22 protein-coding genes are annotated in these 25,316 nt (G+C 69.8%); 10 read left to right on the top strand and 12 right to left on the bottom strand.

The annotated features are described in order from the left end of the window. Positions 1-186: 186 nt before the first annotated feature. Positions 187-2,382: an SdrD B-like domain-containing protein gene (locus OG386_RS36800; RefSeq protein ID WP_328791695.1), complete on the bottom strand. Its 2,196-nt coding sequence runs from the start codon at positions 2,380-2,382 to the stop codon at positions 187-189. A 171-nt stretch (positions 2,383-2,553) separates the two neighbouring features. Beyond that, positions 2,554-3,723 carry a Dyp-type peroxidase gene (locus tag OG386_RS36795; RefSeq protein WP_328791694.1) on the bottom strand — a complete coding sequence of 390 codons (1,170 nt, stop codon included), beginning with the start codon at positions 3,721-3,723 and terminating at the stop codon, positions 2,554-2,556. A gap of 223 nt (positions 3,724-3,946) precedes the next feature. Here OG386_RS36795 and OG386_RS36790 point away from each other — a divergent pair, with 223 nt between their 5' ends. From OG386_RS36790 to OG386_RS36780, 3 genes are all read left to right on the top strand, one after another. Further along, positions 3,947-5,155, top strand: coding sequence for a right-handed parallel beta-helix repeat-containing protein (locus tag OG386_RS36790; RefSeq protein ID WP_443053329.1), 1,209 nt, complete (start codon positions 3,947-3,949; stop codon positions 5,153-5,155). Then, complete coding sequence (locus OG386_RS36785; protein ID WP_328791692.1) at positions 5,152-5,895, top strand: hypothetical protein; 744 nt, start codon at positions 5,152-5,154, stop codon at positions 5,893-5,895. Before OG386_RS36790 ends, OG386_RS36785 begins: the two co-directional genes overlap by 4 nt. A 79-nt stretch (positions 5,896-5,974) precedes the next feature. Next, positions 5,975-6,283 carry a hypothetical protein gene (locus tag OG386_RS36780; protein WP_328791691.1) on the top strand — a complete coding sequence of 103 codons (309 nt, stop codon included), beginning with the start codon at positions 5,975-5,977 and terminating at the stop codon, positions 6,281-6,283. On the opposite strand, the gene OG386_RS36775 is transcribed toward OG386_RS36780, so the two are convergent. The 8 genes from OG386_RS36775 to OG386_RS36740 form a co-directional block, all read right to left on the bottom strand. Continuing rightward, positions 6,250-6,747, bottom strand: coding sequence for a flavin reductase family protein (locus OG386_RS36775; protein ID WP_328791690.1), 498 nt, complete (start codon positions 6,745-6,747; stop codon positions 6,250-6,252). The genes OG386_RS36780 and OG386_RS36775 overlap by 34 nt on opposite strands. Before the next feature lie 48 nt (positions 6,748-6,795). Continuing rightward, positions 6,796-8,004 carry an ATP-grasp domain-containing protein gene (locus tag OG386_RS36770; protein ID WP_328791689.1) on the bottom strand — a complete coding sequence of 403 codons (1,209 nt, stop codon included), beginning with the start codon at positions 8,002-8,004 and terminating at the stop codon, positions 6,796-6,798. 82 nt (positions 8,005-8,086) lie between these two features. After that, a complete protein-coding gene (locus OG386_RS36765) occupies positions 8,087-9,343 on the bottom strand; it encodes a methylaspartate mutase (RefSeq protein ID WP_328791688.1) in 1,257 nt (418 codons plus the stop codon). A gap of 1 nt (position 9,344) precedes the next feature. Beyond that, positions 9,345-10,850, bottom strand: coding sequence for a PqqD family protein (locus tag OG386_RS36760; RefSeq protein ID WP_328791687.1), 1,506 nt, complete (start codon positions 10,848-10,850; stop codon positions 9,345-9,347). After that, on the bottom strand, positions 10,847-12,088 hold the full coding sequence (locus tag OG386_RS36755; RefSeq protein WP_328791686.1) for an ATP-grasp domain-containing protein: 1,242 nt from the start codon (positions 12,086-12,088) through the stop codon (positions 10,847-10,849). Before OG386_RS36755 ends, OG386_RS36760 begins: the two co-directional genes overlap by 4 nt. Further along, positions 12,088-12,576 carry a cobalamin B12-binding domain-containing protein gene (locus OG386_RS36750; protein ID WP_327386761.1) on the bottom strand — a complete coding sequence of 163 codons (489 nt, stop codon included), beginning with the start codon at positions 12,574-12,576 and terminating at the stop codon, positions 12,088-12,090. The genes OG386_RS36755 and OG386_RS36750 overlap by 1 nt, the downstream gene beginning before the upstream one ends. Further along, positions 12,573-13,823, bottom strand: coding sequence for an MFS transporter (locus OG386_RS36745; RefSeq protein ID WP_328791685.1), 1,251 nt, complete (start codon positions 13,821-13,823; stop codon positions 12,573-12,575). The genes OG386_RS36750 and OG386_RS36745 overlap by 4 nt, the downstream gene beginning before the upstream one ends. Beyond that, complete coding sequence (locus OG386_RS36740) at positions 13,820-14,923, bottom strand: LLM class flavin-dependent oxidoreductase (RefSeq protein WP_328791684.1); 1,104 nt, start codon at positions 14,921-14,923, stop codon at positions 13,820-13,822. Before OG386_RS36740 ends, OG386_RS36745 begins: the two co-directional genes overlap by 4 nt. Before the next feature lie 443 nt (positions 14,924-15,366). Between OG386_RS36740 and OG386_RS36735 the strand changes: the two genes are divergently transcribed. Then, on the top strand, positions 15,367-16,362 hold the full coding sequence (locus OG386_RS36735; protein ID WP_328791683.1) for an asparagine synthetase A: 996 nt from the start codon (positions 15,367-15,369) through the stop codon (positions 16,360-16,362). After that, a complete protein-coding gene (locus tag OG386_RS36730) occupies positions 16,359-17,633 on the top strand; it encodes a glutamate synthase-related protein (protein WP_328791682.1) in 1,275 nt (424 codons plus the stop codon). The genes OG386_RS36735 and OG386_RS36730 overlap by 4 nt, the downstream gene beginning before the upstream one ends. An 82-nt stretch (positions 17,634-17,715) precedes the next feature. On the opposite strand, the gene OG386_RS36725 is transcribed toward OG386_RS36730, so the two are convergent. After that, positions 17,716-18,621: a ketopantoate reductase family protein gene (locus OG386_RS36725; protein WP_328791681.1), complete on the bottom strand. Its 906-nt coding sequence runs from the start codon at positions 18,619-18,621 to the stop codon at positions 17,716-17,718. A gap of 622 nt (positions 18,622-19,243) precedes the next feature. Between OG386_RS36725 and OG386_RS36720 the strand changes: the two genes are divergently transcribed. From OG386_RS36720 to OG386_RS36700, 5 genes are all read left to right on the top strand, one after another. Beyond that, a complete protein-coding gene (locus OG386_RS36720; RefSeq protein WP_327386755.1) occupies positions 19,244-19,621 on the top strand; it encodes an FKBP-type peptidyl-prolyl cis-trans isomerase in 378 nt (125 codons plus the stop codon). A gap of 303 nt (positions 19,622-19,924) precedes the next feature. Further along, positions 19,925-20,143, top strand: a complete 219-nt coding sequence (locus OG386_RS36715) for a ferredoxin (RefSeq protein WP_328791680.1) — start codon at positions 19,925-19,927, stop codon at positions 20,141-20,143. Further along, a complete protein-coding gene (locus OG386_RS36710; RefSeq protein WP_328791679.1) occupies positions 20,140-21,543 on the top strand; it encodes an NAD(P)/FAD-dependent oxidoreductase in 1,404 nt (467 codons plus the stop codon). Before OG386_RS36715 ends, OG386_RS36710 begins: the two co-directional genes overlap by 4 nt. A 60-nt stretch (positions 21,544-21,603) precedes the next feature. After that, a complete protein-coding gene (locus OG386_RS36705) occupies positions 21,604-22,884 on the top strand; it encodes a cytochrome P450 (RefSeq protein ID WP_328791678.1) in 1,281 nt (426 codons plus the stop codon). A 97-nt stretch (positions 22,885-22,981) separates the two neighbouring features. Further along, a complete protein-coding gene (locus OG386_RS36700; protein WP_328791677.1) occupies positions 22,982-23,998 on the top strand; it encodes a COX15/CtaA family protein in 1,017 nt (338 codons plus the stop codon). 399 nt (positions 23,999-24,397) lie between these two features. Here OG386_RS36700 and OG386_RS36695 read toward each other — a convergent pair whose 3' ends face one another. Next, positions 24,398-25,099, bottom strand: a complete 702-nt coding sequence (locus tag OG386_RS36695) for a hypothetical protein (RefSeq protein ID WP_328791676.1) — start codon at positions 25,097-25,099, stop codon at positions 24,398-24,400. Positions 25,100-25,316: the final 217 nt, after the last annotated feature.

Below are 25,316 nucleotides of genomic sequence, written 5' to 3'. Positions count from 1 at the left end.
TTCTCCGCAGCATCGTTCGAGGTCAGGCGGACGTCTGCGACGACTTCAAGAGAAGCTGGGCTTCTCCTCGGGCCGGATGAACTGACGGTCGGGTTCGTCTGCGACTTGTGCCCGATGCTGCGTGCGCCGCCGTCGTAGCGCGGGTATCTCGCGCGCTACGACGGGACGGACACGCCTCGGGCGGGGTCAGAGTCGGTTGATGTAGAGGCCGGCGTCGATGGTGTGGTCGACGGTGCCGGGTGCGCCTGTGGTCACTTCGGCGGCGGCGTACTGGCCGGTGTTCGTGGTCTCGGGGAGGGCGTCGGAGTCGATGTCGGTGGAGCCGGGGCCGGCGCTCTGCACGGGCGACCAGACGAGGCCGCTGGCGGCGGGCGGGCGGCGCGAGTTGATCACGCTGGTGTCGGCAGTGGACTTGTCGAAGCGGATCTTGTACTTGGTGTTGGGGCGGACGCCGTGCTCGGGGCCGAAGTAGTAGGCGCCGTCGGCGCCGGTGCGGACGGTGGCCATCAGGGTGCCGTCCTCGGCCAGGAGCTGGACGGTGACGCCCGGGATGCCCGGTTCGTCGTCGTCGACGCTCTGGGCGCCGCCCTTGTTGCGGTCGTACCAAACGCGGCTACCGATCTGGACGGCCGGCTCGTCGCAGAGGACTTCGAGGTCGCCGAGGCCGTTGGCCTTGCCGAAGCCGCCGTCGAGCGGGTCGTTGAGCTTCTGGATGCTGAAGCCGTGCTCGAAGGTGTTCGTGCCGCGACTTCCCGTGGTGCGGTCGAAGAAGCCGATGCCGCCGGTCCAGGCCTGGTTGGTCGGGTCCAGGGCGGTGCCGGCGAGGCGGCCCTCGCGCAGCGAGAGGCCGATGGCGCCCTGGGCGACCTCCTGGTGGACGTTGGGCCAGTTCTCACCCGGGTAGAACTCGACGACGTTGGCGGCCTGGCCGCCGTTGGGCCGGGTCGGGGCGTTGTTCGGGCAGTTTCCGGTGCCCTCCCACTCGAAGGAACCGTCCGGCTTGCGGCAGGCCCGGTTGAGGTCGCCGCCCGAGATGGTGGAGTGCAGTCCGCCGTAGGCGGGGTTGGGGTGCTCCATCTGGAAGCCGGTCATATCGGCGAAGCGATCGCGGAAGCCGAGGACCATGTCGCCGTTGCTCTCGATGGCGATGTCGCTGAGGATCGGCTCGGGGTGGGCGACGATCTGGCTCGGCGCCGGGAAGGTGGCGGCGCTGGTCGTCCACGGGTACCAGCGGTTGGACGTGGGAGTCCCCACGGCGGCTTCTCCGCGCGGGAAGTTGAGGGTCTTGGTGAGGAGCGGCGTCGCACCGAAGGTCGCGGTGACCGGGTTGTAGGTCCACACGGCCGCTTGGAGATCGGCCGCGTTCTGGGTGGACTCGGCCGAACAGGTACCACCGACGTACACGACACCGTCGCGCACGCCGAGCCCGAAGGGCCTCCAGTCGCTCGCGGCCCGGCAGCCCGGATTGGGGATGGCCACGGAGGTCACCGGCGCCGCGGCGGTCGGCTGCCCGGCGTTGTACGTGTACAGGCGTCGGTCGTTGAGGTTGACGGCGTAGAGCTGCCGGTCGTTCTCGGAGATGTCGATGTCGCCGAGGGACTCCTTGCCGACCACGCCGACGAAGGGGCCGTCGAGGCGGACGGAGTCCTGGTGCGCGGTGGTGCCGGCGCCGGGGACGGTGGTGAACAGCGTCGTGGCGCCGCCGTTGCGGGGGGTGACGTAGATGGCGCCCTGGCCGCCCGGGCCGTAGACGGTGTGCCGCTTGGCATGGGCGCCGGTGAAGATGCGGCGCTGCTGCCGGTGGTAGGCGACGCCGTAGGTGTTGCCGGTGTCGTTGCGCGTGGCGAGGGTGGTGGTGTTGCCGCTGTTGCTGTCGCCGCGTTCGTCGAAGTTGAAGGTCACCGTGGTGCGCACGCCGCCCGTCTTGACGGCGGCGACCTGGCAGACGGTGCTCAGCCGGGGGTTGTCCTCGCACCAGTCGGCCGGGTTGCGCACGCCCATGGTGAGCTCGGCGTCCCCGTCGATGACGTCGACGACGGTCGCGTTCGACGCGAGGCCGCCGGAGGCGCCGAAGGTGGGCTGGAGGAAGGAGCCGCCCGGCATCTTCATCCGCACGTAGTACTTGCCGCCGGTGAGGACGGTGTTCGGCGGGAAGACCGCGACTCCGTCGGGGCCGGTCACGCCGGTGACCTGGTTGCCGTCGACGTCGGTCAGCTCGACGGTGATGCCGGCTGCCGGGGGTTCGGTCGCGCTGTCGTAGCGGCCGTTGGTGTTGGAGTCACGGATGACTTTGATGCGGACGGTGCCGTCGCTGGGATCGACGCCGAGGGCGGGCTGCTGGAGCACGCCCGTGGTCAGCGCGAGGCCGGCGGCGACTGCCACCAAGGTTTTCCTCAGGGCTTTCAAGACACTCCTCAATGTCACGCACAGTAGCAGTGAACACGTTGAGTGACCCATCGTTTCTCGTTGTCGATCTTCCCTGAAAGGGCGTGACGCCCGATTCGCACTATTGAGTGACCCGTCCCATCGCGGAGTGGGCGCTGAAGAACGGATTCACCCCCACTCCCCCAAGAGGCTTCCCCCAAGGGGCCGTTCGGGGGTGAAGGCCGGCGGTACGAAGAACGCTCCGGAGGCCGTGGCCGTCACGAACCGCATCAGGTCGTCACCGTCGTCCAGGCGCCGCTGCGTAGCGGTGAAGGTCCGCAGCCCGCGCTGGAAGCTCACGAAGAGCAGCCCCTGGTCCCCGGGTTCGTTGCGGTAGCTGTACCCCCGGCGGAGCATCCGTCCACTGCCCGTGGCGTTCGGATTGGCCCGCCGGGCGTGCGCCATGGCCGGCACCAGGTACCGGCCGCGCGAGGTCTTCGCCGACAGGTCGAGCCGGCCCGGTGCGTCCCCGCCGCTGAGCGGTGCGCCGTCCGATTTGCGGCGGCCGATCGCCTCCTCCTGGCGGACGGTGGACTGGGCGAGGAAGCCGCTGACGTCGATGCGCAGCCGCCGTACGACGGCGATCGTCCCGTCGGCGAACGGGCCGGGGCCGTCCAGCCACACCTCACGGTCCAACTCGGGGTGCGTGCGGGGGTTCTCGATCCCGTCCGGGAAACCCAGCAGGTTGCGGACGGGACCGCCGCCCGGCGGCCGGAAGCCCGCCTGCGACCACCTGACCGACACCCCCTCGACGGCGAGGACCTCCGCAAGACGCGCGTCGGCGAGGGCGACGACGACCGGGTCGCTCGCGCACACCTGCACCAGCAGGTCACCGCCCCACGTACGGGCCGTCCGTTCCTCACGGGCGAAGGCCGGCAGTTCCAGCCCGCCGGGCACACCCCGCCCGGAAGGACCGACAAGGCGCGGCCCCAGCCCCACGGTCACGGTCAGGTCCCCGCCCTCCACGCCCAGCACCTCGGCGGGTTTCCCGGTCAGCCCCAGGACGGCCTCCCCCACCCGAGCAGCCACCCGTGCCGCGTCGGCTTCCCGGGCAAGGTCGTACACCGACACCACCGCATGGGTCTGCGGCTGCGCCGGGCGATCGACACCCGCTTGACGCGCACCGTCCGCCCCGACCGCGCCGCGCACGGCGGGCCCTCCCCCTACCGCTACCGCGCGCGGTTTCGGGAGGGCGGTCGACGGGGCGTCGGAGCGACACGTCCCCAGGGCCGCCGCCGCGGGCAGCACACAGAGCAGGGACCGGCGAACCATCGAAGGGTTGTCACGCTGCGTGGTCATGTGGGTACTCTACGCAGCAACGATCGACCGCCGACCGTCGCGGCCCGCCCCGCGGGCTCCCGGACGAGGACGTCCCACCGTGCCCGTTTACTGCTCCCCCCGCCGACTCCGACTCCGACTCCGAATCGCCACGACGCTGTTGGCCTGTACGACGGCGATCTCCTGTGCCGCCGACACCGCCGGTCGCGGCGACGACGCCCCGCGTGGTCCCCGCACCATCCGGGTGCCCGCCGAGGCCCCGACCATCACCGCCGCCCTCGAACGGGCCCGCCCCCACGACCTGGTACTGGTCTCACCGGGCAACTACCGCGAGACCGTACGGGTCCGCACGCGCCAGGTCACCCTGCGCGGCACCGACCGCAATCGGGTGGTCATCGACGGCGAGGGGCGGCGCGGCAACGGCGTCGTGGTCACCGCGCCCGGCGTCACCGTCGAGAACCTCACCGTCCGGAGCCACCTGCAGAACGGCGTCCTGGTGACCGGACTGAAGAACGGCGACGAGGGCATCGGCCGCGGCAGCGACGGCTACCACCGCCTCGACCCGGTGGCCGACCCTCCGCTCGACGGCTTCCGCGTCCGCTACGTGACCGCCGCGAACAACGGTCTTTACGGCCTCTACGCCTTCAACGCCCGCAACGGGACCATCGAGCACAACTATGCGTCCGGCAGCGCCGATTCGGGCATCTACGTAGGGCAGTGCAAGCCGTGCGGGATCCTCGTGCGCAGCAACACCGCGGAACGCAACGCGGTGGGCTACGAGAACACCAACGCCAGCGGCCCCCTGTGGATCGTCGGGAACCGCTTCACCGGCAACCGGGTCGGGATGACCATCGGTTCGGACTACCTGGAAGCCCTCACCCCCCAGAGCGGCGCGACCATCGCCGGCAACCTCGTCACCGACAACACCGCCGCCGACACCCCCGAACAGGCCGACGGCGGCTACGGGATCGGCCTCGGCATCGCCGGCGGTCGCGACAACACCGTCACGCGCAACCGCATCACCGGCCATCCCCGTGCGGGCCTGGTCCTCACCTCCACGGAGGACCTCCCGCCCATCGGCAACCGGATGACCGGCAACGTCTTCGCCGCCAACGCCTTCGACGCCGCCTACCTCGCCTCGGCTCACGCCGCAGGCAGCGGCAACTGCTTCACCGGGCCGCTCGGGCGCACGGTGCCCGCAGACCTGGCGGCAGCGATGGACTGCCCGGGTCGCACCACCCCTGCCCCGGGGGGCCACACCTTGCCGACCACCCCGCCGGCACCTCCCGGAATCCCGTTCCTCGACGTACCCCTGCCTCCCGCACAGCCGCAGCTCCCCGATGCCGAGACCGCGCCCGCCACACCCGTCGCACCACCGGCGCCCGTCGATCCTGCGGACGTCACCCCGCCCCCACCGACGCTGCTCGCGGACCGTAGCCGGGACCGCCGATGAACCACCGCACCGCCTTGTCCCTCGTGCTGGCCTCCCTTCTGGCGCTCACCGCCTGCACCGCCCCCACCCACGACGGCAAGGCCGCCGCGCCCCGGCCCCTCACCTCCGAGGAATCCGACCGCATGGCACTGGCCCGGTTCACCACCTACCGGCGCGGGACCGGCGACGTCACCGCCACGATCCCGTCCCGCGGCAGGACCATCACCCTCACCGGACGCATCGACTGGCGCGGGCACCACGGCTACGCAGAGCTCCGCGACGACGCCGCACCTCCCACCCGGGAGCTCGTGCACTGGACCCCCAACGGCGTCGCCAACCAACCCCGCTGGACCGGAGGCCTCCCCGACCGGCCACCCACATCCGGGTGGAACCACCACCCGCTCCAGCCGCACTCGGCCGCGCTGGACTCGATGCTGCTCCTCCTCCTGCACCTCGGATCCAACCGGCCCGACAACGCCCAGCTCCTGGCCCGCAGCGACGCCCGCTGGCTGCGCGACGACCGGATCGACGACGTCCCCGTCATCGTCACGGCCGGCCCGGGAGCGCCGGGCGCCCCCGTGGGCAGCGGCCGGCTCGGCAACACCCGCTACTGGATCGACGCCGACGGCGGACTACTGCGCTTCCAGGCCCGCCTGGGCGGCGAGGTCCAGTGGGCCACCGCCGAACTCCCGCGGACCCGAACCGCCAAACCCCTTCCCGACCCGCCGGCGCAACTCGCCCGGCCGGCCGCTCCGCATTGACCAAGAGCAGGTACGGCCCCGTCCAGGACCAGGACCTTCGACGGCGTCGGGACGAGGCGGAGAGCAGGGTGAAGCCGGCATGGAGCGCGAAGCCGAGCACGAAGGAGGCGGCGCCGAACACCACCGCACCGACCAGGAGCCCGATCATTCCGCCCGAGGTCCAGCCCCAGGAGCGGCCCTGGCTGACGGCGAACCGTACGCCGACCAGGCCCGATCAGGGCACGTGGAGCCGACGGCTCCGGAAGTGCGCCCGCCCTCCGGGCGCGGCAAGGTCCAGGGGTGCGGTTTCGGGGTGTGGTCCGACCGGCGGAGTGCCGGGCCCGTGGACGCCGGGCCCGGCACGACGGCGACGACCTACACGGCGGCCGGCAGCGGCCAGGTGCTGTAGGCGCCCTGGCAGTACAGCAGGGGTTCGCGGGGGAAGACGGTTCCGCCGTCGACCCGCGCGACGATCAGCCAGTGGTCACCGGCCTCGACCGTCTGCTCCGTGCGGCACTCGGCGACGGCCAGTGCGACGTCGGTCAGCACGGGAGCGCCGTCCGCCACCGGGGACGGCTGCCACTCGATGCCCGAGAACTTGTCCTGACCCTTGCCGGCGAAGATCCGCGACGCCTCGGCGCCCGACGCGGCGAGGAAGTTCACCGCGAAGGCCCGGGAGGAGAGGATCGCCGGGAGGGTCTGGGACTTCTTGTCGACCCCGATCAGCAGCAAAGGCGGCGAAGCGGACACGGCGCAGACGGCGTTGCACGTGAATCCCCGCGGCTCGCCGTCCTCGTCCATCGCCGTGATGACGGCGACGGCGGTCGGGAAGGAACCGAAGATCTCGCGGAACTGCTGGGAAGTGACGGGCATATGACTCACCGCGTTTCGTAGGTGGGGTACCGCAGCGTGCGTGCGATGTCAGAGGAGCTCGTGCTCCATCGCCCGCAGCGCCTGGTACGAGCGTTCGATCTCGGCGTCGTCGCGGTGGACGAAGAAGACCGCGCCCGGGGAGGAGTTGAGGTCGAGCGTCCGGCTGGTGAGCGCACCGTCGCCCTTGCGGAACCGGACGCTCTCGAAGGCCGGAAGGCTCTCCAGCGCCGCCCGGATGGCGCGCTCCGGCAGCGGCACCGCACGGTGGGCGATGAGGTTCGCGCAGCGCGCCGACTCCTGCTGCGCGTAGCGCACGGGCCGGCCGCTCAGCTCCGGCGCGTCGGCGGTGTAGCAGTCCAGTGTCAGGCTCACCTGGTCGGCGCCGGTGCACCGCTGGAGGGCGGGAGGGTTGGCGAGTCCGGAGATCCGGGCACCGGTTTCCAGCAGCACGGGACCACCCGCCGTGAGGATCAGTTCGGTATGGGCCGGGCCGTTGGCGATGCCGAGTGCGTCGAGGACGTCGCAGACGTAGGGCAGGATCTGATCGAGGCGCGGGTCGCCCGGTGCCAGCAGGTCCTCGTAGTCGTAGATCTTCCGTCGCTCATCCACCATCACCTTGCGGCTGATCCACGCATCGGTGAACCGGTGCGTGCCGTCCCTGCTGACCGAGTTGATGACGTACTCGTCACCGACGAGGTATTCCTGTCCCAGAACGGCCCTGTTCGCACGCAGCATGAGGTTGGTCTTGCCCATGATGGTCTCGACCGCGGTCTTCACCTCCTGGTCGGTGTCACAGGTGAAGACGTCCTCGGAACCGGCGCTGTCCAGCGGCTTGACGACGACCCTGTCGATGCCCTGCTCACGCTGCCAGGCCAGCAGCTGGTCCGGGTCCGTCCCTTGCAGCTGGCGGGGTGTGCGTACGCCCGCCGCTGCCAGGGCCTCCATCATCCGGGCCTTGTCCCGCCGGGCGGGCGAGAGCGAAGGGTCGTTCCCGCGCAGACCCAGCGCCGCAGCGATCTCGTCGGCGGTCTCCACGCCGAACTCGCTCGCCGGGATGACGGCGACCGGACCGAGCTCGGCAAGACGTCGCTGCACGTCCTGGGCGTTGCCCGGGTAGGTGAGGTCCACCTCGAACAGTCCGGCCGGCAGGCTGGCGGCAAAGGTCTCCGGGAGTTCGCGGCGCGAGCGGACGTGGATGAGGCGGCAGCGGCCGGCGGCCTGGTGCGCCAGCAGGGCGCCGCTGGAGAACGCGTCCACCAATACGACGGCAGGCTGATCGGAAAGTTCTGGGGTCACTGGGTCGTCTCGCCAACTGATAGGGAAACTGTGCATGGTTGAGTCACGTCTCGGCCAGGGCCGCAGCCTGGTCGTAGCGGTCGGCGACGTGGTTGAGCATGGCGTGGAGCCGGTCGGAGCTGAAGTCCTCGACACCGGCGCCCTTGGACCTTCCGGGCAGCGGCAGGTTGCCGCGGGCACCCCACGCCAGCGCCCCGCGGTCGTCGATCACGCAGGTCGTCGCGCCGGCGTTGTCCGGGTGCAGGCCGAACGGGATGTCGAGGATTCCTCGTTCGAAGGCCTTCGTCAGCGCGGTACCGACATCGGGATCGAGGCCCAGCACCGTGTCCACGAGGAGCCTCGCCTCCTCCAGAACCTCCTCGTAGAAGGCGTCCTCCAGGCCGGTCGGCGCTGCCGGGGTGCCGCTCGACGCGTCGGCGGCGATCCGCAGGGCGGCGAGGTTCTCGGCGACCGTCGGGATCTGCCACGCCTCGGAGACCGTCTTCACGATCATCCGCTCGCACCCGGCGTCGCGGGCGAGCCGGGCGCTGTCGCGGATCAGGGCGGTGGCGCCGTCCGGCGTCTTGGGGAACAGACCCATGTACGTGTAGAGCACGACGTGCCGGTCCACCCCGGACAGATGCTCGGCGGCCAGTGTGCGCAGCGCCCGGAGGGCGCCGCGGTCCTGTTCGGCGAGCACCCCCTGGGCGAAGCTCAGCGACATGTGGCGCAGCCCGTGCTGCCGGAAGAAGCAGCCCTCCAACACGGCGGTGGCCACCAACAGCGAGGGCGGGCAGAGTTGGCCGAGCAGGCACCCGCCGAAGGTCTCGATGTGGCCGTACTCGGTCTCGCCGGCCAGGAACCGGCAGCTCTCCGCCCAGGCCGCAACGGCCCGGGCGAGCGGCAGCCGGCTATAGGGGAGGCAGTAGGAGACCGGGCCGCCCTCGGTCGCGTCGAGGCCGACTTCGACCAACCTCTGGAACACCCGCAGCGGAAGCGCGGTGCCGTGCCGTACCTGAACCGGGAACGCGGGACCGTGGAGCCCGTCCAGCAGGGCCCTGGTGGCCTCGGCCGGGTGGGAGACCAGCGGGTAGCCGTTCAGCTCCTCGCCCGCGGCCAGCCGCTCCAGGGGCGTGGTGTAGTCGCCGACCCGGGTGTAGCTGTCGAGCGTGAGCGTTCCGACGGCCGGCAGCCCGAGCGATGCGACCTGGGACAACCCGTCCTGCATCGCCCGGAGGCTACCGAAGCCCATCCGCGGCTGTACGAGCACCGTGCCCCGGCCGCGGCTTTCGGTCACCAGCCGGTCGAAGTGTCCGGCCACGTCACCGACCTGATATCAGTTCGAGGACGGGCCGGCCGGTGGTCGGGTCGACCGTCTTGACCTGGCTCTTGTGGGGGTCGCCCGCGCGTACCCGGGACATCATCGACTGCTGCGCGCCGAAGTCGACCAGTGCGCTGCGGTACAGCGTGCGCAGGTCCGTCATGGACAGCGCGGAGATCTTCTCCAGCCACTCGGCCGCCTCGTCGGCGCCCGCGTCGTCACCGCGCAGTGCAGCGTGCAGCTCTGCGGTCCTGCCGGCCATCTCCGGGTGGCAGGACTCGACGAACCCCTCCAGCCGCGCGCCCCCGTCCGTGAAGGGCGAGTAGACCATGGCGGTGAGGGCGGCCTCGCTCAGGCCGAACACGTCGCGCGCGTAGCCAGCGGCCACCTCCCGCCGCTCGACGATCTTCGCCGGGGAGTCGTAGCGGCTCAGCGCGAGCCGGATCAGGTTCTCCGGCATCTCCTTCTTGCGCATCATCGCATCGGCGAGCTCCAGGTACTCGGAGATGCCCGCCTCGTAGGTGCGGGACTCCACGTACTGGGCGCGCAGGCCCCGCAGATGGGCCATCAGGGTCGGGTTCGCGCAGTCCGACTCGGTGAAGCTGAAGGCGAGGTCGTCGAATCGGAAGCCCAGGAAGTCGACGATCAGGTCCCAGTGGTCGTGGACGCGGTAGCTGACCATGTCGTAGATCGAGACGAACTCGGGCTGCATCGAGCGGTCTCCGGTGGAGACGGAGCGCTCCGTGACTTCTGCCTCGCGATCGGCGCCGAAGAGCTCGCGGAAGTACGCGTCACCGATGCCGCGCAGGGCCGTGAGCAGGCCCTGGAAGCCCATCCGGCGGCATTCCTCCACGTCGATGCCGCTCGCCTTCGCAAGACGCATGATCCAGGCGGAGTAGAGCGCCTGCTCGCGCCGGGAGTCTCCGGTCATGATCACGTCGACACCGTCCTGCCACCAGGCAGCGCGACCGTAGAAGTCGGCCACCGCCAGGTTGCAGCTGTTGCAGAAGGTCGGCCGGCCGTCCCCGGCCGACCGGTGTCCGTTCATCAGGACGTCGAGCCGGTTGAGGTTGACCAGGCGTTCCGGCAGCGGGAGGTCCACGCGGAAACGACGGATCTCGGTGTGGTCGATGGTCAGGAGCTCGGCCCGCTCGTCGTCGAGCAGCCCGAGGGCTTCGTACACCCTGTGGATGTTCTCCATGACGGCGAGCGGCACACCCGCGTGCCGCATGTTGGCGACCCGCATGACGAACGTGTGGCCGTGGGTGAGCTGGAGGTGCAGCTGGACCGCCCGGACGAAGGCGACCACGTACGTGCTGTCCTTGCCGCCTCCGTAGGCCACCATCACCTTGCGGCCGGGCAGCAGGTCGGGGCCTCCGACGGCCTCGACCAGTCGGTCACCGACGGCCACTATGCCCTTCAGCTCGATGTCGCTGAGGAAGGCGGCCAACTGCTCGTAGCGTTCGCGGTCGCTGAGGAGCGGGTCCTGGGTCGGCTGGTCGTTCACAGCGAAGTTACCTCGAATTCGAAGGTCTCGATGATGCGGCGGATGTCGGCCTCCACCTGGACCTGGTCGTCGTGCAGCAGGATGAACCGGCCGGCGTGCAGGGCGTCGTACGCGCCGCCGGGCTCCAGGACCTCGCCCACGGAGGGCAGCAGTTCGCGCCATACGGCCGGAACCGATCCCCGCATGGACGATGCCTTGCGGACCACCGCCGGCAGGCCTGCCGGCTTGGGCACGACCAGCCAGCCGCCGGACGGATCGCCCGACCGGGTCGGCGGGGTGGTCGGCTCCCCGCAGAGGGCCCGCAGCCAGATTTCGAAGAGGTTGACCCCGAACAGCTTGTTGAGGAGGTGGGGGACCTCGCTGCCACCGACCCGGCCGCCGATCTCCAGGAAGACGAGCTCGTCCTCCGGCGTGACGAAGAGCTCCAGGTGGAACGGTGTGTCACGCATGCCGAGGGCGCGGACGCACCCACGGGAGAACTCCTCGATCCGGCCCCTCAGGGGGGAGTCTTGGAGGACGAACGATCCCAGCGGCTCACCGGCGCCGAAGGACAGGCAGTCGTTCACGTACCGTGACGTGACCTGGAACCCGACCTCGGACCGGGCGTCGGCGAAGCCGTCCACGTGGTGGATGGTGCCGGTGACGAACTCCTCGATCTCGTAGCGCTTCAGGTCGACCTCGGCCAGGAGTTCGGCAAGCGTCGCCTCGTCCTCGACCCGGTGGACCCCGATGCTCGCGGCGCCGTCCACCGGCTTGAGGATCACCGGGTAGCCGCACGAGCGGGCGAACGCGAGCCCGCTCTCGACGTCGGTGCACGCGGCGAAGCGGGGGACCCGGACGCCGGCGGCAGCCAGGATCTCCTTCATCCGCACCTTGTCCCGGTAGACCGCGACCTCGGCCGTGGTCGGCCCGGGAAGGCCGAGGTCCTCGCGGACCTTGGCGGCGATCTCGAGGGTGAACTCGGACAGGGCGATCAACTGGTCTACGGGGCCGACCTTTTCGGACACCTCGACGACGGCCGCGCGCAGCGCGTCGACGTCGTTGACGTCGTCGATCCGCACCAGGTGGGCGATCTTCGCCGGATCGGCGAGCACCCCTTCGGCACCGAGCGCGTCGACGACATAGCTGACCTGGTGGGCGTCGTGGTCGATGAACTCCTCGTAGCGGGTGAGCTCGTTGTCCCACCGTACGCCGTCTTCTTCGAACCGGGGCCATCGGTTGACGATCACGATATGCATCAGTGCACCTCCGTGGTGCTGAGTCCGGCAAGGTCCCATGGCGGGATGACCGCGGCGTCGGCCTGCCAGGCCGAGAAGCCTTCGGACTTGCCGAAGTGAAGGAAGGTGAGGAAGCGGTCGATGGCGTCCTCACCGGTGAACACGTCGGTGTAGCCGTGGGCGAGCAGTTCACGGCGGGTGCGGTCGTTGTCCGACTCGGCCGTGGTCAGCTTGCCGCCCGCCACGCTCGGGACCTCGAGCCGCCGCTCGCGCAGGGCGGAGAGCAGCAAGCGCGCCCCGTGGAGTCCGTGGCCGTTGACGCTCGACACGACCAACAGGTCGGGCCGGTTCTCGGAGACGGCCTGTACGACGTCACCGATGGGCGTGCACGCGCCCAGGTTCTGCACCTGGGCTCCGTTCTCCTCCAGGAGCTTCTGGAGGTACACGAGATTCCAGATGTGGGAATCCGACTCGACGGTGCTCAGCAGGCACCGGAAGGTTGGACTCATGCCGAGACTCCTAAAGCGACCTCGTCGTTGCGGCTGGCCAGCGCCTTGCGGAAACTGCGGATCGTCAACGGCAGGAAGACGGCGCCGAAGAGGCACAGCAGTACCGAGAGCACGGTGACGAGCTGCTGCGGGCCGGCCGCGGTTCCGACGCCGGCGACGAGCAGGCCGGCGATGGGGAACGAAATCAGGTTGAGGAGGTAGAAGGGGCCCATGATCTTCCCCAGGTGCTCCTCGGGGATCACCTTCAGCCGCTGGGTCCGGTTGAAGACGTTGTAGTAGGCGGATCCGATCAGCATGGCCACGAAGGCCGGAGCGTAGACGGCGAAGGACGGGGCGAACCCCGCCGTGAGCAGCGCGGTGCACATCACGGTGAAGCCGATGACTCCGAGCGCCCCGACGCTCAACCGCCGCAGCAGGAGCGGGATCGCCATCAGGTTGAGCAGGCCCATGACACCGACGCACGTGTTCAGCCACCCGAACGACGAGTCGGGAGCCTTGAAGACGTCCGTCACGAGCGCCGCGTTGACGCTCAGTACGCTCGCCACGACCAGGTTGATGGCGAAGTTGAGGACTCCCAGTAGCAGGACGGGCTTGTTCCCGATCAACAAGCGCCAGCCGAGGCCGAGTTCGGAGAAGACCTGCCCCGTACTACCGGCTTCGCCCGTGCTCGGGGCACGCAGTCCACGGGGCAGCGGCAGCCAGGTCACCGAAGCGAGGGCGAAGGCTCCGGCGGCTACCAGCAGCAGCCACACCTTGCCCAGCACGGACGCGGCCAGGACGGCGAGCGCGGGTCCGAGGGCCATGGCCAACAGCTCCATGTTCTGGACGAGGGACTGGGTGCTCGCCACCTTGTCGCCCTTGGCCAGTTGCGGAACCATCTTCTCCACGGCCATCCGCGTCGGCGCCATGAAGACCGAGAGGAAGGCTCCGCCGGCCATCAGGGCCCCGGTCGTCCACGACGACTGGGTCAGGCAGATGACGACCACGCACACCAGCACGACGGCCCGGGCCGCGGTCACCCGGGAGAAGAGCCGGGCTCCGCCGTCGCGGTCGGCCAGGATCCCTGCGAAGGGGTAGGCGATCAGGCCGGGAAGCCATTCGAGCGCGAATGCCAATCCGAGGCTCGCCACCTCGTGGGTGTCCTGGTAGATGAGCAGCGGGACGGCGAACAGCACGACCTGTTCCGCGATGAGCCCGAGCAGGACACCGGAGGCGAAAAGACTCCGGTGAAGCCGATTTTCGGTCATGCCGTCCGCTCGTTCTCTTCGAGTTCGCGGATCAGCGGGAGCACGTGCGTGTAGAACGTCCGCATCTCGTCACGGGTCGGCCAGCCGGAGAAGATGAACTCGCTGACGCCCGACGCCTTGTACGAGTGCAGGTATGCGGCTACCTCTCGGTAACTTCCGACCACGCACAGTGCGGGGCCGCCACGATAAGCCACGGCACCGGAGTAGAGAACCGGAGAGAGCCAGTCCCCGTCGGCCTGCTCGGCCAGCCGGAAGGAATTCCGCACGGCCTCGGAGTCCGAGGCGGCGACGAACTTCGCGACCCACTCGCGGTGGTCCTCGTCCGGGTCGCGCATCATCTCCGCGAGGTCGGCGAGCGCCTCGGCGCGGGTCTCGCGGGCCAGGACGTGCATGCGGATCCCGACCCGGCCGCCCTTGGCCAGCACCGGCGCGGCGGCCTCGGCGATGCCCTCAGGCGTGTCTCCGTAGCGGAGCCAGCAGTCGCCGTGCTGGAGCGCGGTCTCCTGGGCCGGACCGGAAGCTCCACTGATGTAGACCTCCGGACGCCCGCCGCCGAGATATCCGAGCCCGAGCTGGGCCTCCTCGATGCGGTAGTGCTCACCGCTGTAGGAAAGCGGCGTTTCCCCGCGCCATGTGCGGTGCAGGATCTCGAGGAATTCGTTCATGCGGGCATAGCGTCCGTCGTGCGCTACGAAGTCCCCGTAGTACGCCTGCTCCGCCGGAGAAATACCGGCAACCAAATTCAGCGATATACGGCCATCGGACATCCAGGAGACCGTGTTGACGATCTGCGCAAAAAGTGTCGGAGAAACCAGTCCCGGGCGATAGGCGAGAATGAACTTCACGCGTTCGGTTTCCCGGACCAGAGCGCCGATCATCGGCAGTGGATCGGGCATGTGATAGCTGATTCCCATCAAAAGGGAATCCACCCCGAGCCGGTCAGCCTCCTTGGCGAAATCAACGATTCCACCGAAGTCGAGATGACCGACCTGATACTTCTCGGTGGCCTTCTGCTGACCGCTGTCGAGGGGGGAGCACCAGTGGAACCGCAGCTCCTCGGAGCCCGGTTCATGCTGGTGGGAAGCGTTGCTCAGACCCACGGGTCAACCTCCGGTCGTGTGATGCACCTGTGCTGTCTCGGCACACGGAAGGCCGGCCCACGCAGAGACGCCACCACCTTCGGCCAACGCTCTCGTCGATTCGACGCAGGATTTTCCAAGGAAATTCACAGCTTGTTCAGCCGAGGCGCCGGGGTATCGGACATAACAATCCCGGGGCCATTGCTCCGTGTCGCGGAGATCTTGACATGGATGCTCCATATGAGTCAAGATCATTTCCCGGGCTGCTCTAACCTTCGGGAGCCGCGGCGATGCATCCGCCTAAGAATCTCCCACTTGGTGATCTCGACCACACTCCTTCGGAGGTGGATATGGAATTACAGGTTCCGAATTGTCGTGGCGCATTGCTCGGCTTCGAGCCCAGTCCCGGAGCGTCACACCCTTCTATCACCCGTCTCGCCACAGCACTCGAACGGAACGAGAGATTGTCCGCTGAGAACACGGGGGCCGCGCTCCCGACGCCACGCGCCCATCTGACTTCGGAGCGCACCCGCGCCGCACTGCTCGTGCAGAACCGGTTCCTGGCCGGAGCTCGGGACTTCCTCACCGGTGAGGGCTTCACCGAGCTGCTGCCACCCACCATCGGCCCGGTGACCGACCCGGGCGCCCGCGGTGCCAAGCAGGTCGACATCGACTACTACGGCCACCGCTACAAGCTGATGACGAGCGGCATCCTCTACAAGCAGGCTTCCCTGCTCAGCTTCCCCAAGATCTTCCACGTCGCCCCGAACGTCCGGCTCGAGCCGCTGGAAACGGCGGTGACCCACCGCCACCTGACCGAGTTCCACCAGCTGGACGTGGAGATCGCCGGTGGCTCGCGCGAGGAGGCGATGAGGGTCGCGGAAGAGCTGACCCGGCACTGCGTCGAGCACGTGCTGAGCACCGCTCAGCGGGAGCTGGAGATCCTCGGGCGCGACGTGGACGGGCTCAAGCGCGTCCTCGACGCCCCGTACGGCCGCATGAAGCACGCGCAGGCGGTGGCCCAACTCGCCGGGGGCGGATACGGCCAGGACGAGAACACGGAGATCGAGTGGGAAGGCGAGGAGATCATCTCCAAGGCGGCCGAGCACCCGTTCTTCATCACCGACTACCCCAAGGGCTCGCGCGGCTTCTACGACAAGGAAAGCGCCGAAGAGCCCGGTGTCCTGCGCAACTTCGACCTCATCTTCCCGGGTGGCTTCGGCGAGATGATGAGCGGCAGCGAGCGCGAGTCGGACTACCGCAACCTGATGATGCGGATCCGCGAGACCGGCGAGAACCCGGCGAAGTACGAGTGGTACCTCACCCTGGCGCGCGAGGGGATCCCCTCCAGCGCGGGCTTCGGCCTGGGCGTCGAGCGGTTCACCCGCTTCCTGGGTGGACTCGACGCGGTGTGGCAGGCGACGGCCTACCCCAAGCTGCCGGGGGAGCTTCGTCCGTGAGCGGCCTGACGGCTCCCGGGTTCCCGGAGCGGCAGGTACGGGCCCGCGCCCGGCACGGCGCGGCCGCGGCCTTTCCGGAAAGCGAGGACTACGGGACCACGCTCTACGGCGAGCACGGCGAGGCGAGCGCCCGGCCGGAGGACGCGATCGACCGGGCCCGTCTCGTGCCGCCCGTCTTCGTACCGCACCGCATGGAGAAGATGATCGACCTCGGTCGTGAACCGGTCTGTGGGGACGTGGACCTGACCACGACGATCGGCGGCTTCCGCTCCGCCTTCCCGTTCTTCGTCGCGGCGTTCGGCTCCACCAGGGTGGCCAGCGGCGACCTCGGCGAAGCGGTCGCCCGGCAGGCCGGAGGCCTGGGCATCCCCATGGTGATCGGTGAGAACATCGTCCCCGTGTCCGGCTACGGTCGGATGGCCGAGGAGAAGGAGAGCTCGCTGCTGCGCCGCATCACCGAGTACGCCTCGGCGGCGCCGGACGGGTTCGGTGGCGTGGTCGTCCAGCAGAGCACCGAAGACGCTGACGCCGAGGTGTGGAACCTGGTGTACAGCGACCCCTCGGCCGCCCCCCTGCTGGAGAGCGGTCGGCTGGCCTTCGAGTTGAAGGTGGGTCAGGGTGCGAAGCCCGGTGTGGGCGGCATGACGTTGGTCCCCCGCAAGCGCGCGACCGAACTGTCGTCGCAGTACGACGTCCTGGACATCTACGAACCCGCCGAGGACTCGGTGCTGCGCTGCAGCAGCCCGGGAACCTTCACCGAGGAGATCCTGCGCCAGCAGATCCGGCTGATGCGCAACAACTATCCGCGCTGTCGGGTGTGGGTGAAGCTGCCGCCCTCGCGCGACGTTCACCTGGCCGCGGCCGTTGCCTGGGCGGCCGGGGCGGACTCGGTCACCGTGGACGGGGCGGAGGGCGGCACCGGCTGGGCCCCCCGCGCCTTCCTCGACCACGTGGGGCTCCCGCTGGCGGAGTGCCTGCAACGCCTCGATGCGCAGGACAACTCCCTGCTGGTCAGCGGCCGTATCTGGGAGGGTGCCCGGGCGGTCAAGTGCCTGGCGCTCGGGGCCACCGCGGTGGGTCTCGGACGGGCTGCCCTGGTCGCGTCGGACGAGGACGCGGAGACGGGCCTGACCAACTTCGTCGAGTGCCTGGCGTTGGAGATGCGCCTGCTGATCAGCTCCCTGGGCAAGTACCGGGTCGCGGAAGTGGGCGCCGAAGACATCTGGACCGAAGCGCGTTCCGGGGAGGCGTTCGTCCCTCGGAACGGGTGACCGACCCACCGTCCTGCGGGCGGGCGCCACCGGGCAACTCCTCGGTGGCTCCCGCCCGTACGGCGTCCCTGTGACGCGACCGTCAGTGGCCGCGCACTCCGATCTCGTCGAGCAGGCTCGCCACGCGCGGCACCGGCACCGCGTGGAGCCCGGCAGCCCTCAGCACCGCCCCTCCGATCGCGTCCGTCTCCAGCGGTCGGCCGGCCTCGGCGTCGCGCTGCATGGACGACTTCGCCGCGGCGGGGAAAGCGTCGTACAGCCGCACCGTGCCGGCGGTGTCGCTCGGCGCACCGCAGGCACGGCTCACCGCGGCCACCTCCTCCACCAGCGCCAGCAGCTCGTCACGGTGCTCGGTGCGGATCTGGCCGATCGGAAGCTGGTGGCGCGTCGTGAGCAGTGCGAAGGGAGCCAGGAACGCCAGCTTCCCCCACAGTGCGCCGGACTCGTCGTCGCGCACCCGGGTGGTGACTCCGGCGTCCGCGAGCACATCGGCCAGCTCGTGGAGGCGTCCGCGATCCGTCGTGGCGCTCGCCAGATCGATCTCCGTGAACGGGCTGCCGTGCACGATCCGGCCCGGTGCCTGCCGGCTCGATTCGACGCGGATCACTCCCGGCACCACGAGCTCCGACGGGTAGCGCCTGCGGAGCGTGGCGGGGTGCTCGATCCCGTTCAGGAGCGGCACTACGAGGCCGTCGCCCAGAACGCCCGACGGCACTCGGTCGAGCGCCGCCGCCAGCGCCGTTTGCTTCACCGTCACCAGGCACAGGTCGACCGGCTGCCGCAGTTCGGTGTCCGCATCGACCCTCGAGGTGAAGGTGCCGAACTGGCCGCTGCTCACCTGGATGCCGTCGCTGCGCAGGGCCTGCACGGTCTCCTCACCCGCCAGACACGTCACCCGGTGCCCGGCTCGCGCCATCAGTGCGGCGAGCAGACCGCCGACGCCCCCGGGGCCGAGTACCGCCACGCTCAGGGAACGGCTGTCGGTCATCTCATTGCCTTTCGTCGGGGCAGCGCGGACGGATCCGACGGATCGCGGGTCGGGATGGATGCGCTGCGCGGAAGTCCCGTGCAGGAGGGCCCGAGGTCGGAGGATCGGGCAAGCGTGCGCGGGGTGTGGTCACGCCTCTTGGTCGAGAGTGCGTGCCGGTCGTTGGTCGTCGGGCGGAGCCGTGGAAGCGCAGGTCGACAGTCGAGTGGCCGCCCGCCGAAGCCCGTCGTACCGACCGGCGCCGCGCCCTGAACGATCTTAAGAGGGAAGCCAGGATGTGGTGAGGCCGCCCGGTGTGAGTTCCGCTACAAGGCAGGTCGGGGCGTCTGTGCGCGGCCCCGTTGTCCTCAAACCCGCACTCCCGCCACGCCGTTGATCAGGCCCGTCCCGTCGCCGTCCCCGTCCCCGTGCGGCCTGCTCAGCTGCTCAGCTGCTCTTGCTCGTCGTGCGTACGGTCCGGTGCATCCGTCCCGAGGGCCGTGAGGGCCGTGCCGGCCGTACACCGGCTCGTCGCGCCGCGCCGTGCTCCGTGGGGTGTGATGTACTCCAGTCGATCAGCGTTCTCGGTAGCGTGATCACCTACTACGCACGAGGGATGCTGGCGGAGAGTAACGAGGTTGCGATGAGTGAACTGACGAAGCCCGAGGTCGAACTTCCGGAGGGCGATGCTCCCGAGGAGCTGACCATCCGGGACCTCGTCGTCGGGGACGGCCCCGAGGCGAAGCCGGGCAGGGTCGTCCGGGTTCACTACGTCGGGGTCACCTTCGAGTCCGGAAGGGAGTTCGACGCCTCCTGGGACCGGGGCCAGCCGTTCAAGTTCGCCGTGGGTGGTGGCAGGGTCATCAAGGGCTGGGACCGGGGGCTCAGGGGGATGAAGGTCGGCGGTCGGCGCCAGATCATCGTTCCCCCGCGCCTCGGCTACGGCAACCAGTCCCCCTCGCCGTTGATCCCGGCGGGTTCCACGCTCGTCTTCGTGGTGGACCTCCTCTCCGTGGTCTGAGGAAGGCCTGCCGCTCCCCGGCCCCTCCGTTTCGGAACCACGGCCGGGCGGCCCGTGCCTGCTGCATCGGCCCTTCGGGAGCTCGCTCTCCGCGCTGACGGGTTTGCGATCGCCGGACGGTGGGACGAGTATTTTTTCTAGGGCGCACGACAGGAGCAGGTCTGCTCGGTCGACGGCCTCGACCGGCGCGACCGGTGGGACGTCGAGGAGGGTCGCTCGGCGAGGGGCTCGCGGTCCGCCCCGGAGCTGCATGACCGCGTCGCTGGTCGTCGTGGGGGGAGGCGGAGCGGAAGGAGCCTGCCCATGCGGATCGTCGTGGACCTGAATCGATGCCAGGGATACGCACAGTGTGTGTATCTGGCTCACGAGGTCTTCAGGTTGAGCGGTCAGGAGGCACTCACCTACGAGCCGAACCCTGATGACGAGCGGCGCCTGCAGGTTGAGCGAGCCGCTGTGGCGTGCCCGGTGCACGCGATCGTGATCGACCGCCTGGAGGGCGCGGAGCGGGGCGGGGCGTCATGACCTTGCCGGCGACGGTGGCGGAGTTGGTGCGCGATTTCAGGGCCAACGGCCGGATCGTCATCGTGGGTGCCTCCCTGGCCGGGTTGCGGGCCGCGGAAGCCCTGCGCGAGGAGGGCTTCACCGGTTCCCTGACCATCATCGGGGACGAGCCGTACGAGCCCTACGACCGTCCCCCGCTGTCCAAGCAAGTACTCAAAGGCTGGGTGCCGGCCGACCACACCAAGCTGCCCCGCATGCGAGAAGTGGATGCGGACTGGCGGCTCGGGGTGGCCGCCACCGGGCTGGACCGGGCCGCCAAGCAGGTGCGCCTGGCCGACGGCGAGCAGGTCCCGTACGACCGGTTGTTGATCGCCACGGGCACCCGCGCGCGGCAGTGGCCGAATCCGACCGAGGCCGCCCTTCAGGGGGTCCACACGATTCGCTCGCGTGATGATGCCGCACGGCTACGGGCGGCGCTGGCCGAGCCGCCGTCGCGGGTCCTGGTCATCGGCGCCGGGTTCATCGGCTCGGAAGTGGCCTCCGTCTGCCGGGAGCTGGACATCCCCGTGACCGTCGTCGAGCGGGGTTCGGCGCCGCTGGTCGGCGCGCTCGGCGGGGTGATCGGGGAGATCGCCGCCCAGATGCAGCGCGATCACGGCGTGGACCTGCGCTGCACGCTGGGCGTGTCGTCGCTGGAGGGCGACTCCGCCGGACACGTGCGACGTGCTCGGCTCTCGGACGGAACCGTCGTCGACGCCGACGTGGTGGTGGCCTCGCTGGGGTCGATCCGCAACGTGGAATGGCTGGAGGGCTCCGGGCTGGCGGCCGGTTTCTGGGGCGTCGGGTGCGACGCCGGTGGCCGTGCCTTCGACATCAACGGCGTGGTCACCGACAGCATCTACGTGGCCGGGGACGTGGCGCGTGCACCGCACGTGCTGTACGAGTACGAGTTCCTCGCGATGGAACACTGGGACAACGCCGTTTTCGGCGCCGAGGTGGCGGCGCACAACATGGTGAACCTCGAGCCCCACTACCGCCCGCACCTGCTGGTCCCCGGCTTCTGGTCCGGTCAGTTCGGCGTCAACATCAAGTCCGTCGGCGTCCCGCCCTTCGGTGACGAGATCGTCTTCACCCAGGGGTCCGTCGCAGGGCGCAGTTTCGCGGCCGCTTACGGCCACCGGGGCCGCATCGTCGCGGCCGTCACGTTCGATCACGGCAAGTGGCTGGAGCACTACGGGAAGCTGATCGAGCGATCCGCTCCGTTTCCGCCTCCGCCGCCGGGCTGGGACCGGCCGCCCGACATGAAGCCGATGCCGGCCGAATTCCCGGAACCCGGCGTCCCGACGGAGGTCCCCGACGTCGTCCTGACCGGCCACGCCCCGAGCGAGCGGACGGCCGAGTTCCGGCCTCGACGTCACTGATGCGCGCGCCGGCCGGGCGTCTGGGCGGACCGCACCGACAGGAAGAAGGAGGGGAGCCTCGTGGTCGAGGAAACCCCCTGGCAGCAGGCCCTCCGCTATGTCAACCGCGCCAATCCGTACCCCTTCTACGAAGAACTGCGCAAGACACCGGTGGCGCGGCAGCCGGACGGAACCTACGTCGTCAGCACCTACCGGGAGATCGTCACGCTGCTGCATGACCCGCGGGTCAGTTCGGATCCACGAAAGTGTCCCGCCCCGGGATCGGACCGGACGGGGGACTCGGCGGAGCCGGCGGCCGAACAGGCGGCGGAACAGGGGGCCGAACAGGCGGCGGAACCGAGCATCATCACGTGCGATCCGCCCGAGCACGATCGGGATCGCCGGATGATGACGCCTCATTTCGTCGGTCCGCCCCATGCGCCTCACCTGATCTCCAACCTGGAGCCCGAGATCCACCGCATCGTCGACGGCCTCCTGGACCGCATGCGGGGCAAGGATCGGATCGATGCCGTCGACGACTTCGCCTATCCCCTGCCGGTGACGGTGATCTGCGAGGTTCTGGGCGTGCCGCTGGAGGACGAGCCACGCTTCCACCACTGGATCGAGACCGCCCTGGACGCTTGGGAGTACGGGCCCGAGACCGCCTCCGAAGAGTTCCGGAGCCGGCTGGCCGGGGGCAACCAGGCCCTGCAGGAGTTCGGGCAGTTCGCAGCGGAGCTGCACGACCGGTACGCCCGGCAGCCGGGCCCGGGCATGCTCTCGGCGATGGTGCACGAGGACGGCCCGGAGGGAGGGATGCCCAGGGGCCTGGTCACGAGCAATGCCGTGCTGCTGCTCTTCGCCGGGCACGAGACCACGGTCAATCTCATCGCCCACGGCGTGCTCACCCTGCTGCGACGCCCCGACGCGCTCGAGGAGCTGCGCCGGCGGCCCGCGCTGATCGTGCCCGGGGTGGAGGAGCTGCTGCGCTTCGAGTCGTCGGTGCAGTTCTGGCCGACCCGCTCGGCCGTGGAAGACATCGACATCGCCGGCACCACCATCCCGAAGGGGGCGCCGATCTTCCTGGCATACGGCTCGGCGAACCGCGACCCGGACCGGTTCACCGACCCCGACGAGCTCGACCTCGAGCGCCGCGACAACCAGCACCTCGGATTCAGCCAGGGCATCCACTTCTGCTTCGGCGCTCCGCTCGCGCGGCTCGAGGTCCAGGTCGCGGTCGGCGAGTTCTTCCGCAGGGTGGAGAACCCCCGGCTCGTCGAGGACCCGCCGCCCTACCGGCGCAACCAGATCTTCCGCGGACCGCGGCACGTGCAGGTCGACATCGACGGCGTACGCGACTGACCCGGTTGTACGACACCCCGTCAGGCCGGAGCGAACGCGCGGCGTACGCTGGGGTTCCGCCCTGCGGCCGGGAAAACAGAACAATGGAAGGCTGATCGTGCGAACTCCCCTCTCATGGCTTGCCGGCAGGTACTCGCTGGGAGCGAGAAGCGTCAGACTGGCCGCACTCGGTTCCGTCGCGGCAAGCATCGCGATCATCGTGACCGGTGGGATCGTCCGCGTCACGGGCTCCGGTCTCGGCTGCACCGACTGGCCCATGTGTACGGGAGAGACGCTGGCCCCCACTGCGGAAATGGGGATGCACGGCGCCATCGAGTTCGGGAACCGGCTGCTCACCGGAGCGCTGTGCGCGGTGGTGGGCTGGGTCGTCATCACCGCGCGCCTCCAGGAAAGGCCGATGCCCACGGTGCTGCGCGGAGGCTGGGCACAGTTCTGGATCGTCGTACTGAACGCGGTCGTCGGCGGAGTGACCGTATGGATGCGGCTGAGCCCGTACATCGTCGCCGCGCACTTCCTCGCCGCCACGCTGCTGCTCACGGCCGCGGTGTACACCTGGCACGCGGCGTACGCGGATACCGAAGGTGAGCAGGCCGGCGCACCGGTCCCCCTCGAACCGGTCCCCCTCGCACCCGGGTCCGTCGCGCGGATCCGGGCGCTGTCGACGGCCCTGGTCACGGTGACGGCCCTCCTGGTCGTCGTGGGCACGCTCGCCACCGGTTCCGGACCGCACGCGGGTGACTCCTCCGACGTGGCGCGGATGCCCTTCGACTGGACGGGCGTGACCGTCGTTCACGGCGTGCTGGCCGGGGCGACCCTGGTCCTGGCCGGAGCCCTGCTGTCGGCGCTGCCCGAGGAGGGCTTCGGCGCCGCGCGCCGCAAGACGGTCGTCTTCCTGGCCGTGCTCCTCGGTCAGGGCCTCGTGGGGCTGGTGCAGTCGCTGACGGCCCTGCCCTCGCTCCTCGTGATGCTCCACCTGCTGGGCTCGGCGCTCGTGTGGACCGGAGCGCTTCAGGTGCACTTCACGGTCAAGAGGGCCCGTTCCGGCCGTTCCGGTCCGCTCGGTGGTAGCGATGCACCGCTACCGCGTGCGCGGGGCGCGTCCACGTACGTCTGATCCGTCGGGGAGACCGGTGGACCTCGTCCGGAACGTCGGAAGCGGACCGCGGACTCTCGACCTGCGGGATCTCGTGATGCGCGGGAACGCCCCGGTGCCGGAACAGGCCGATCCGCTGCCAGCGTTCCCGCTCCGCGTCCGGAGCGGGGCGCCCGCTCCATAGGCGGCGAGGAGTCGGCCTCTCCAAAAAACCGCTGGCCGCCGGGCACGCCGCCCATGTGGACGGACCGGAGGCAGTGAAAGAGCTGCTGGTGGGGTCCGCCGGTTCGCTGCCGTGAGGCGCGCCGCCCGGCTCGGAGCCGTGCCATAGCCCGGTCAGCGACCGCAGGTCAACGGCAGGTCAACGGGTTGCCGAAGGTGCGGACCCGTTCCGGCTCGGCCGCCGCAGGATCCGCCCCGTCACGGCTGCGTCGTCCACGCCTTCGTGCAGACGATCAGCGCGATCAGCTGCAACACGGCCAGAGCCACCAGGGCCCACTTGCAGACGGCCGCCCAGCCCACGATCTGGAAGAGTCCATCGATCCGCTCCGGTGTCATGTCGCGCCCGGACAGCTTCCACTGGTGCGTGTCCTCCACCGCTTCCACCAACAGCAGGGCAGCGATCAGAAGGCGACGCCGGGAGGGCTCGGTGGCCCATCGCAGGGAGGCACTCGGGTCCGCCGACCGGCGGACCCTGGCACCGAGGGCGATCAGGGCCCGGGAGAACAACCACATGTACAACAGGATGAGAACCGCGTCGATCGCGACGTACCACCGGATCAGCAGTCGCGCCTCGGCTCCCCCGGTCGTTGGTGCCTGGACCCGGTCGTGTCCTTCGCTCGTGAACGCGTCGAGGCAGGCCTGCACGTACGGCCCCGGATCGGGGCCCTGGGTGTTGAACCATACGCACCAGGCCGTACGGGCCTGCGTGCGGGCTTCGTTGGAGCTGGGATCGAGCGAGACCAGGCTGCCCCAGCCCGCAGACGGGTACCCCGGTGCCCCGATCCGGCCGAGGGCGGCGTCCACCCGACCCGCGACGACGAACAGCGTCACCAACAGGACCAGTGCCGGCGCTACCCGCCACCGCAACCCCTGTGGCCACCACTTCACTTGCACGCGCATGACCCGGCTCCCACTCGGTCCACAGGCCACATCGTGATCGTCGGTGATGATGAGGCGTAAGCCGCCGAGCGGGTAGCGCCCGCGGCACGTCTCGAAGCCGTTGCGGGTGCGCGTCGACTGCAGGTGCGTGTCGACCGGGCGGCCGGATCCGTGAGCAGGTGCGTCAGCCGCAGCGTGAAGGGCTGTCAGGAGCAGCCCCCGTACAGTCAGCGTACCA

It is taken from the genome of Streptomyces sp. NBC_00273 (genome assembly GCF_036178145.1).
GTDB lineage: Bacteria > Actinomycetota > Actinomycetes > Streptomycetales > Streptomycetaceae > Streptomyces.
The sequence above is the reverse complement of the archived record's forward strand: the minus strand, read 5'-3'. Positions and strand labels throughout refer to the sequence as shown.

What these genes read in the sequence shown, in the direction of transcription:
- OG386_RS36795 (WP_328791694.1), bottom strand. Translation starts at nt 3,723, where the DNA reads ATGACCACGCAGCGTGACAACCCTTCGATGGTTCGCCGGTCCCTGCTC.
- OG386_RS36785 (WP_328791692.1), top strand. Translation starts at nt 5,152, where the DNA reads ATGAACCACCGCACCGCCTTGTCCCTCGTGCTGGCCTCCCTTCTGGCG.
- OG386_RS36780 (WP_328791691.1), top strand. Translation starts at nt 5,975, where the DNA reads ATGGAGCGCGAAGCCGAGCACGAAGGAGGCGGCGCCGAACACCACCGC.
- OG386_RS36775 (WP_328791690.1), bottom strand. Translation starts at nt 6,747, where the DNA reads ATGCCCGTCACTTCCCAGCAGTTCCGCGAGATCTTCGGTTCCTTCCCG.
- OG386_RS36755 (WP_328791686.1), bottom strand. Translation starts at nt 12,088, where the DNA reads ATGCATATCGTGATCGTCAACCGATGGCCCCGGTTCGAAGAAGACGGC.
- OG386_RS36750 (WP_327386761.1), bottom strand. Translation starts at nt 12,576, where the DNA reads ATGAGTCCAACCTTCCGGTGCCTGCTGAGCACCGTCGAGTCGGATTCC.
- OG386_RS36745 (WP_328791685.1), bottom strand. Translation starts at nt 13,823, where the DNA reads ATGACCGAAAATCGGCTTCACCGGAGTCTTTTCGCCTCCGGTGTCCTG.
- OG386_RS36725 (WP_328791681.1), bottom strand. Translation starts at nt 18,621, where the DNA reads ATGACCGACAGCCGTTCCCTGAGCGTGGCGGTACTCGGCCCCGGGGGC.
- OG386_RS36720 (WP_327386755.1), top strand. Translation starts at nt 19,244, where the DNA reads ATGAGTGAACTGACGAAGCCCGAGGTCGAACTTCCGGAGGGCGATGCT.
- OG386_RS36715 (WP_328791680.1), top strand. Translation starts at nt 19,925, where the DNA reads ATGCGGATCGTCGTGGACCTGAATCGATGCCAGGGATACGCACAGTGT.
- OG386_RS36710 (WP_328791679.1), top strand. Translation starts at nt 20,140, where the DNA reads ATGACCTTGCCGGCGACGGTGGCGGAGTTGGTGCGCGATTTCAGGGCC.
- OG386_RS36695 (WP_328791676.1), bottom strand. Translation starts at nt 25,099, where the DNA reads ATGCGCGTGCAAGTGAAGTGGTGGCCACAGGGGTTGCGGTGGCGGGTA.